7 protein-coding genes are annotated in these 9,095 nt (G+C 70.9%); 3 read left to right on the forward strand and 4 right to left on the reverse strand.

Annotation, left to right across the window (positions count from 1 at the left end):
• Positions 1–88 precede the first annotated feature (88 nt).
• Both C1I97_RS24515 and C1I97_RS24520 read left to right on the forward strand, forming a co-directional pair.
• Entirely contained in the window at positions 89–646 is a 558-nt protein-coding gene (locus C1I97_RS24515) for a DUF6114 domain-containing protein (protein ID WP_111005346.1), read from the forward strand.
• A complete protein-coding gene (locus tag C1I97_RS24520) occupies positions 636–2,078 on the forward strand; it encodes a hypothetical protein (protein ID WP_111005347.1) in 1,443 nt (480 codons plus the stop codon). Before C1I97_RS24515 ends, C1I97_RS24520 begins: the two co-directional genes overlap by 11 nt.
• A gap of 96 nt (positions 2,079–2,174) precedes the next feature.
• On the opposite strand, the gene pyk is transcribed toward C1I97_RS24520, so the two are convergent.
• From pyk to pta, 3 genes are all read right to left on the reverse strand, one after another.
• A complete protein-coding gene (pyk, locus tag C1I97_RS24525) occupies positions 2,175–3,605 on the reverse strand; it encodes a pyruvate kinase (protein ID WP_111005348.1) in 1,431 nt (476 codons plus the stop codon).
• A gap of 131 nt (positions 3,606–3,736) precedes the next feature.
• A complete protein-coding gene (locus C1I97_RS24530; protein ID WP_111005349.1) occupies positions 3,737–4,945 on the reverse strand; it encodes an acetate kinase in 1,209 nt (402 codons plus the stop codon).
• Positions 4,942–7,083 carry a phosphate acetyltransferase gene (pta, locus tag C1I97_RS24535; RefSeq protein WP_111005350.1) on the reverse strand — a complete coding sequence of 714 codons (2,142 nt, stop codon included), beginning with the start codon at positions 7,081–7,083 and terminating at the stop codon, positions 4,942–4,944. The genes C1I97_RS24530 and pta overlap by 4 nt, the downstream gene beginning before the upstream one ends.
• A gap of 193 nt (positions 7,084–7,276) precedes the next feature.
• On the opposite strand from pta, the gene C1I97_RS24540 reads away from it, so the two are divergent.
• Positions 7,277–8,302: an ATP-dependent 6-phosphofructokinase gene (locus C1I97_RS24540; protein WP_111005351.1), complete on the forward strand. Its 1,026-nt coding sequence runs from the start codon at positions 7,277–7,279 to the stop codon at positions 8,300–8,302.
• Here the strand turns inward: C1I97_RS24540 and C1I97_RS24545 are convergent.
• Entirely contained in the window at positions 8,244–8,927 is a 684-nt protein-coding gene (locus C1I97_RS24545) for a hypothetical protein (protein ID WP_181446891.1), read from the reverse strand. The genes C1I97_RS24540 and C1I97_RS24545 overlap by 59 nt on opposite strands.
• Between the last annotated feature and the right edge of the window lie 168 nt (positions 8,928–9,095).

Below are 9,095 nucleotides of genomic sequence, written 5' to 3' on the forward strand. Positions count from 1 at the left end.
GTCCCACCCTTCACCCGCTCCTTCACACCCCCCGCACCACGAAGCACCACCCTCATCACAGCAACGCCGCACCAGGGAGCTGTTTTCCATGAGCGCCGAGACTCCTGCCGCCTCCGGCCAGTTCCTCCGCCGGAGGCTGCAGTTCCGCGCCTGGCGGGGCACCCGTCCGTTCTGGTCCGGGCTGCTCGTCCTGCTCGGCGGCTTTCCGATCATGTACTTCCCGTACGCCCATCTCCAGCTCGGTCACCTGACCCTGACGATGGCGACCACCGCGGGAGCCGGCTCCCTGATCATCGGCGTGCTGCTCGTCGTCCTGGGCATCAGCCTCTGGTTCCAGAAACACATCCGGGTCTTCGCGGGCGTCGCGGCGATCCTGCTGGCGCTGGTGTCCATCCCCGTGTCCAACTTCGGCGGCTTCGGCATCGGCTTCCTGCTCGCACTCATCGGCGGCGCGATGGCCGTTTCGTGGGCGGAGGGCGTACCGCCCGCGCCGAAGGGTGTCGAGGAGGCCGGCCCGGTCCAGGGCGGTGCTCCGCAGGCCGCGACCGAGACGGCGGTGGACGGGACGAGCGAGCCGAGCGAGTCGAACGACCTGTCAGGAACGAGCCCCGCCAACGGGGCGAACGGGAGGCACAGTGCCGACTGACGAGGTGGCCCACGGGGCTGAGGTGGACGAGTCCCGTGCGAGAACCGGGCCCCGCCACGCGGCACCCAGGAAGCCGCTGTTCACCAGGTTCCACATGCCGGCCGGCAAGGCCATCGCCATGGCGGCCATGCCGACGGCGGTCCTCATGGGGATGGGGTTCACGTCGACGCTCGCCGTCGCCGACAACAACCCCTCGACGCCGTCCGCCAAGAGCCTGACGATCGACGAGTACAAGGACTGCGTCGCGGCGCTGGACGGCTCCAAGGACGAGGACGAGCCCTCGGCCTCGCCGACGCCGTCCGCCTCCGCGAGTGCCGGTGACTCCGCCGAGGACGACAAGGGCGGCAAGGACGGCGCCGCGGAGCCGGCCCCTTCGACGACATCCTCCGCGGACACCGCGGACACCGCGGACACCGCGGACACCGCGGACACCGCGGACACCGCTGACACCGCTGACAAGAGCTCTTCGGGCACGTCCTCTTCGCCGGGTTCAGGTTCCGGCGACAAGGCCGCGCCCAAGCCGTCCGACACCGCCCCGGAGAGCAAACCGGGCGGCTCGGGTGCCGGTGACGCCGGCACGCCGGCCCCGTCGGAGTCCGCGAGCAGGAGCGGCGGTCTGCTGGGGGCTGTCGGCGACACACTCGGGGGCGTCCTCACCGGAGGCAAGCCGGACTCCGAGGCGGCCCCCGCTGCCGAGGCCACGCCGTCCGCCTCCGCCGCACCGTCGGCGGACGGGACGAAGGACGCCACGGCCCCCGCGGACAAGGGCGGGTCCGACACCGCCAAGGACGCCGCCGAGAAGGTCACCGACACGGTCGAGGACACCGTGAAGGACACGACCGACACGGCGTCCGAGGCTGCCGGGACGGCCGAGGATGCCGGGAAGGCCGTGGAGGACGCGGCCGACGAGGCCACCGCCTCGCCGAGCCCGTCCGCGAGCGCCACCACGGACCTGGAGAACTGCCCGGTCGCCACCGACGCCGTGGGCGGCGTGGACAACACGGTGCTCCTGGCCGACGACCCCTGGTACCTGGACGCCAGCTCGCTGACGCTGAAGGGCGCCGACTACCAGGGCATCGTCGAGGTCAGGACCGCCAACGGCACCGTGAAGAAGGTGCTGAAGTACGTCATCTCCAAGGGCACGGACATCGGCGACCTGCACCAGACGGTGAAGGACAAGCAGTCCGGCAGGACCTACCACGTGCAGGCGGCCACGCGCTCGACGTCCACGATCCGGGGCGGCGACACGGTGATGTACACCGAGAGCATCTCCGGCAACCTGTTCGGCCTGGTCCCGGTCACGTTCAGCCCGGACAAGCCGCCCCCGCTGAACATCCCGTTGATCTACTTCACCAAGGTCCGCGTGGTCCAGGCGGCCCAGTTCGGCGGCAACCTCCACGTACCCGGCATGCACCTCTACACCACCGACTGAGCCTGCGGGGCGACGTCCGGGAGCCGCAACACGCCTGAGGGCGCCCCCTGTTCGCAGGGGGCGCCCTCAGCGCCACAACGGACGGACCGTGCGCGGTCAGTCGCGGCCGCCGCCGCCCAGGTGGTGGACGCGGACCATGTTGGTGGTGCCGGGGACACCGGGGGGCGAGCCGGCGGTGATGATGACCGTGTCGCCGGGGGCGAAGCGGCTGAGCTTGACCATCTCCTGATCGACCAGCTCGACCATTTCGTCGGTGCTGTTGACGAACGGCACCACGTGCGGCTCCACGCCCCAGCTGAGCGCCAGCTGGTTGCGGGTGGACTCGTCGGTGGTGAACGCCAGGATCGGCTGGACCGCGCGGTAGCGGGACAGCCGGCGGGCCGTGTCGCCGGACTGGGTGAAGCCCACCAGGCCCTTGGCGCCCAGGAAGTCGGCGATCTCGCAGGCGGCACGGGCCACCGAACCGCCCTGCGTGCGCGGCTTCTTGCCGGGCACCAGCGGCTGCAGGCCCTTGGAGAGCAGCTCCTCCTCGGCCGCCTTGACGATCTTCGACATCGTCTTGACGGTCTCGATCGGATACGCGCCCACGCTCGACTCGGCCGACAGCATCACCGCGTCGGCGCCGTCCAGGATCGCGTTGGCCACGTCGGAGGCCTCGGCGCGGGTCGGACGGGAGTTGGTGATCATCGACTCCATCATCTGGGTCGCCACGATCACCGGCTTGGCGTTGCGCCGGCACAGCTCGATCAGGCGCTTCTGCACCATGGGGACCTTCTCGAGCGGGTACTCGACGGCCAGGTCGCCGCGGGCGACCATCACGCCGTCGAACGCCATCACGACGTCCTGCATGTTCTCCACCGCCTGCGGCTTCTCCACCTTGGCGATGACGGGGACGCGGCGGCCCTCCTCGTCCATGACCCGGTGCACGTCGGCGACGTCCTTGGCGTCCCGGACGAAGGACAGGGCGACCATGTCGCAGCCCATGCGCAGCGCGAAGCGCAGGTCCTCGACGTCCTTCTCGGACAGCGCGGGCACGTTCACCGCGGCGCCGGGCAGGTTGATGCCCTTGTGGTCGGAGACGACACCGCCCTCGATGACGATCGTCTTCACCCGCGGGCCCTCGACGTCCAGCACCTTCAGCTCGACGTTGCCGTCGTTGATCAGGACCTGGTCGCCGCGCGAGACGTCGCCCGGCAGCCCCTTGTACGTCGTGCCGCAGATGTGCTTGTCGCCCGGAACGTCCTCGGTGGTGATCGTGAACTCGTCACCCCGCTCGAGTTCGACCGGCCCCTCGGCGAAGGTCTCCAGGCGGATCTTCGGCCCCTGCAGGTCGGCGAGGACCGCGATGGCCCGGCCGGTCTCCTTGGCGGCGGCGCGGACGCGGTCGTACCGTCCCTGGTGCTCGGCGTGCGTGCCGTGGCTGAAGTTGAAGCGGGCCACGTTCATGCCCGCTTCGACCAGGGCGACGAGCATCTCGTGGGAGTCGACCGCGGGGCCGAGAGTACAGACGATTTTCGAACGGCGCATGGGGCGATCCTATCGGTTTGTTTCGCTACGGAATATTCCGTCTGGCGGAAGATACAAATGTGCGGAGCCGCGCTCAGGCGCGCATGGAAAATCAGCCGCCTTCGGCTGTCATCAGCCGTCGACAGCCGTTGTCAGCCGCTGTTTCCCACCAGTGCGTACGTTTGTCTCGCGATCTCCATTTCCTCGTCCGTGGGAACCACGGCCACGGCCACCCGCGCACCCTCGGGCGAGATCAGCCGCGCCTCGCCGCTCCGTACGGCGTTGCGCTCGCCGTCCACCGCCAGGCCCAGTCCCTCCAGGCCCGCGACGGCGGCCTCGCGCACGAAGGCGGCGTTCTCGCCGACCCCGGCGGTGAAGACGACCGCGTCCACCGTGCCGAGTACCGCGTAATAGGCGCCGATGTACTTCTTCAGCCGGTGGACGTAGATCTCGAACGCGAGCCGTGCCGCGTCGTCGCCCTCGTCCATCCGGCGCCGTATCTCCCGCATGTCGTTGTCGCCGCACAGACCGAACAGTCCGCTCTTCTTGTTGAGAAGATTGTCGATCTCGTCCATGGACATTCCGGCAACGCGCCGCAAATGGAAGATGACGGCCGGGTCCAGGTCACCCGAACGCGTTCCCATCACCAGCCCCTCCAGCGGGGTGAGCCCCATGGAGGTGTCCACGCACCGCCCGCCCCGCACCGCCGAGGCGGACGCCCCGTTGCCCAGGTGCAGCACGATCACGTTGACGTCCTGAGGCGCCCTGCCCAGCAGTTCGGCCGTGGCCCGGGAGACGTACGCGTGCGAGGTGCCGTGGAAGCCGTAGCGGCGCACCCGGAACCGGTCCGCGACCTTCGTCTCGATCGCGTAGCGGGCCGCGGACTCCGGCATGGTCGTGTGGAACGCCGTGTCGAAGACGGCGACCTGCGGCAGGTCCGGGCGCAGCGCCACGGCCGTGCGGATGCCGGTGAGGTTGGCCGGGTTGTGCAGGGGCGCCACCGGGATCAGCCGCTCGATCTCGGTGAGCACCGCGTCGTCGATGACGGTGGGCTCGGTGAAGAACATGCCGCCGTGCACCACCCGGTGCCCGATCGCGGCCAGCTCGGGGGAGTCCAGGCCGAGCCCGTCCCTGGCCAGCTCCTGGCCCACGGTCTTCAGGGCGGTGTCGTGGTCGGCGATCGGACCGTGCTGCTCACGGGTGGCACCCGTGCCGACGCAGGTGTGCTGGAGGTGGGAGGTCTGCTCGCCGATGCGCTCGACCAGGCCGGCGGCGAGCCGGCTCGCGTCGCGCATGTCGAGCAGCTGGTACTTCAGCGACGAGGAACCGGAGTTGAGGACGAGGACGCGGGTCGCGCTCACGGTGTCGAAAGCTCTCCGTTCGGACGTCGGTCGGCGGGCGACTGGGCCTGGGCCTGGATGGCGGTGATGGCGACGGTGGTGACGATGTCCTGGACCAGGGCGCCGCGCGAGAGGTCGTTGACCGGCTTGCGCAGACCCTGCAGGACCGGGCCGACCGCGATCGCGCCGGCCGAGCGCTGCACGGCCTTGTAGGTGTTGTTGCCGGTGTTCAGGTCCGGGAAGACCAGCACGGTGGCCTGCCCGGCGACCTTCGAGCCCGGCAGCTTGGTCGCGGCCACCGACGGCTCCACGGCCGCGTCGTACTGGATCGGCCCCTCGACCAGCAGGTCCGGGCGGCGCAGCCGCACCAGCTCGGTCGCCTCGCGCACCTTGTCCACGTCGGCGCCCGAGCCGGAGGTGCCGGTGGAGTACGACAGCATGGCGATCCGCGGCTGCACGCCGAACCGGGCGGCGGTGGCCGCCGACTGGACGGCGATGTCGGCCAGCTGTTCGGCGTCCGGGTCGGGGTTGATGGCGCAGTCGCCGTAGACGAGCACCTTGTCGGCCAGGCACATGAAGAACACGGACGACACGAGCGAGGCTCCCCCGGAGGCTCCGCCCTGGGAGGTACCCCCGTCCCTGGTCTTGATGATCTCGAAGGCGGGCCGGATGGTCGCGGCGGTGGAGTGCACCGAGCCCGACACCATGCCGTCGGCGAGGCCCTCCTGGACCATGAGGGTGCCGAAGTAGTTGGCGTCCGAGACGACGTCGTACGCCAGCTCCACCGTGACGCCCTTGTGGGCGCGCAGCCGGGCGTACCGCTCGGCGAAGGCGTCCCGCAGCTCGGAGCGGGCCGGGTCGATCAGCTGCGCGTCGCCGAGGTCGATGCCGAGGTCGGCGGCCTTCTTGCGGATGGCGTCCACCGGCCCGAGCAGCGTCAGGTCGCACACGCCGCGGCGCAGCAGCACCTCCGCCGCGCGCAGCACGCGCTCCTCGGTGCCCTCCGGCAGGACCACGCGCCGCTTGTCGGAGCGGGCCTGCTGGAGCAGCTTGTGCTCGAACATCATCGGTGTGACCCGGTCGCTGCTCGGCGCGGAGACCCGCTTGCTGAGGTCGGCGACGTCGATGTACCGCTCGAACAGGCCGAGCGCGGTCTCCGCCTTGCGCGGGGTGGCCGCGGTCAGCTTGCCCTCCAGGGAGAACAGCCGCTCGGCGGTGGGGAAGCTGTTGCCGGCCACCGAGACGACCGGGGTGCCCGGGGCGAGCCGGGAGGCGAGCGTGAGGATCTCCTGCCGCGGCGCCTCGTTCAGGGTGAGCAGTACGCCGGCTATGGGCGGGGTGCCGGCGCTGTGCGCGGCGAGCGAGCCCACGACCAGGTCGGCGCGGTCGCCGGGGGTGACGACCAGGCAGCCCGGGGTGAGGGCCTTGAGGAGGTTGGGCAGCATGGCGCCGCCGAAGACGAAGTCGAGGACGTCCCGGGCCAGCCCCGAGTCGTCGCCCAGCAGGACCTTGCCGTCCAGGACCTGGGTGATCTGCGCGACCGTCGGCGCGGACAGGGCGGGCTCGTCGGGCACCACCCAGCAGGGCACCGGCAGCCGGCCGGCCAGCCGCTCGGCGATCAGGTCCCGGTCCCCGCGGGCCACCCGGTTGGTGACCATGGCCAGCACGTCGCAGCCCAGGCCGTCGTAGGCGCGGTAGGCGTTGCGGGTCTCGGCGAGCACGGACTCGGCGGTCTGCCTGCGGCCGCCCACGACCGGCAGCACGGAGGCGCCGAACTCGTTCGCCAGCCGGGCGTTGAGCGACAGCTCGTCGGGGAGCTGCGTCTCGGCGAAGTCGGTGCCGAGCACCAGGACGACGTCGTAGTCCCGGGCCACCAGGTGGAAGCGGTCGACGAGAGCGGAGACCAGCTCGTCCGTGCCCTGCTCGGCCTGGAGCGTGTTCGCCTCGTGGTAGTCCAGGCCGTAGACGGTCGCCGGGTCCTGGGAGAGCCGGTAGCGGGCGCGCAGCACTTCGAAGAGGCGGTCCGGGCCGTCGTGCACGAGGGGGCGGAAGACGCCCACCCGGTCGACCTGCCGGGTCAGCAGCTCCATGACTCCCAGCTCGACGACCTGCCGGCCGTCGCCGCGGTCGATGCCGGTCACGTACACGCTGCGGGTCACGCGGCTCTCCGTTTCCTCGTCGGTGGCGTTCTGCGAAAAACGCCCACAGGGGTGAGCGGAAGTGGGCGGAACCCTCCTGCTTGACACTACCCCGGCCGGCAGATAAGGCGCCCGCCAGGCCGATACCGCCCCCGGGACATGGAACAATCGGACAGGATCACCGGTGTCAACAGTGAGCAGGAGACACAGCACGATGCGTATCGGAGTTCTCACGGCAGGCGGCGACTGTCCGGGGCTGAACGCGGTGATCCGGTCGGTCGTGCACCGAGCGGTCACGACGTACGGCGACGAGGTCATCGGCTTCGAGGACGGCTACGCGGGCCTGCTCGACGGCCGCTACCGGACCCTGGACCTCAACGCGGTGGGCGGCATCCTGGCCCGCGGCGGCACCATCCTCGGCTCCTCCCGGCTGGAGCGCGACCGGCTCCGCGAGGCGTGCGAGAACGCCTCCGACATGATCCACCGGTTCGGCATCGACGCGCTCATACCGATCGGCGGCGAGGGCACGCTGACGGCGGCGCGGATGCTGTCGGACGCGGGGCTGCCGGTGGTGGGTGTGCCGAAGACGATCGACAACGACATCTCCTCCACCGACCGCACCTTCGGCTTCGACACGGCCGTCGGCGTGGCCACGGAGGCGATGGACCGCCTCAAGACCACCGCCGAGTCCCACCAGCGCGTGATGGTGGTCGAGGTCATGGGCCGCCACGCGGGCTGGATCGCCCTGGAGTCCGGCATGGCGGCCGGCGCCCACGGCATATGCCTGCCCGAGCGCCCCTTCGACCCGGCCGGCCTGGTCAAGATGGTCGAGGAGCGCTTCGACCGCGGCAAGAAGTTCGCCGTGATCTGCGTCGCCGAGGGCGCCCACCCGGCCGAGGGCACCATGGACTACGGCAAGGGCGAGATCGACAAGTACGGCCACGAGCGCTTCCAGGGCATCGGTACGGCACTGGCGTACGAGCTGGAGAAGCGGCTCGGCAAGGAGGCCAAGCCGGTCATCCTCGGCCACGTCCAGCGCGGCGGCGTCCCCACGGCCTACGACCGCGTCCTCGCCACCCGCTTCGGCTGGCACGCGGTGGAGGCCGCGCACCGCGGCGAGTTCGGCCACATGACCGCGCTGCGCGGCACCGACATCGTGATGGTCCCGCTCGCCGAGGCGGTCACCGAACTGAAGACGGTGCCGAAGGACCGGATGGACGAGGCGGAGTCGGTCTTCTAGCGCCGGGGCTCTGGTCGGGGTCGGGGCCGGTCAGTTCCCAGGAGTCCCCCAGGGGCCGGGCGCCGGTCCCGCTCCCTGTCATCGCGCGGACCGTGAAGCGCTCACCGGGGAAACAGACGACGACGGCGAAGTGGGAGGCGGGCGCCCCGCGGGTGCGGACGGGGGCGCCACCGGCCCCCGGTGAGGTGTCCTCGACCTCGAGGTGATCGGCCTCGGGGGTGACGAGCAACTGGTGGAAACGCAGCAGTTCGTAGCCCTCGTCGGACTGGGGTCGTCCGGTGTACAGCTCCATCTCGGACTCGCCGCCGAAGACCAGTGAGGCGCCGCGCAGGACGTTCGCGATCTCCCGGTCACTGGTCGGGTCGAACCCCAGCATGCTTCCGGACAGGTGGTCCGGGACGTCCCACGACCCGCCGTCGCCGCGGCTGGAGGAGTAGAGCTCCTCGGCGACGAAGCCGTCCTTGCGCCGGTGCAGGAGCAGGGCGAAGCCGAGGTCACCACGGACGCAGGTGTCGGCCACGGCAGCCCTGGTGACGCCGTCGAGCCGTACGGGCACGGCGTGCGCCCCGCCGGTGCCCGGCGCCGTCAGGGCCGCGTGGGCGAGCTCCGCCAGGTTTCTGTACATCCCGTCCTCCGCATCGAGGTCTCCTTCACCCGGCGTCCGTCCCGCCGGGTGGGGACAGGGGCGCGGGGCTCTGCTGATATGCGGCTCCTTCCCCAAGCTCTTGACGAGCAGGGGGACTCCCATCGTGCGCGCGACCAGACCCCACCGGCCCGCAGGTTCATCACCTGT

This window comes from Streptomyces sp. NTH33 (assembly GCF_003236365.1).
In the GTDB taxonomy this organism is placed as follows: Bacteria; Actinomycetota; Actinomycetes; order Streptomycetales; family Streptomycetaceae; genus Streptomyces.

What these genes read in the sequence shown, in the direction of transcription:
- C1I97_RS24515 (WP_111005346.1), top strand. Translation starts at nt 89, where the DNA reads ATGAGCGCCGAGACTCCTGCCGCCTCCGGCCAGTTCCTCCGCCGGAGG.
- pyk (WP_111005348.1), bottom strand. Translation starts at nt 3,605, where the DNA reads ATGCGCCGTTCGAAAATCGTCTGTACTCTCGGCCCCGCGGTCGACTCC.
- C1I97_RS24540 (WP_111005351.1), top strand. Translation starts at nt 7,277, where the DNA reads ATGCGTATCGGAGTTCTCACGGCAGGCGGCGACTGTCCGGGGCTGAAC.
- C1I97_RS24545 (WP_181446891.1), bottom strand. Translation starts at nt 8,927, where the DNA reads ATGTACAGAAACCTGGCGGAGCTCGCCCACGCGGCCCTGACGGCGCCG.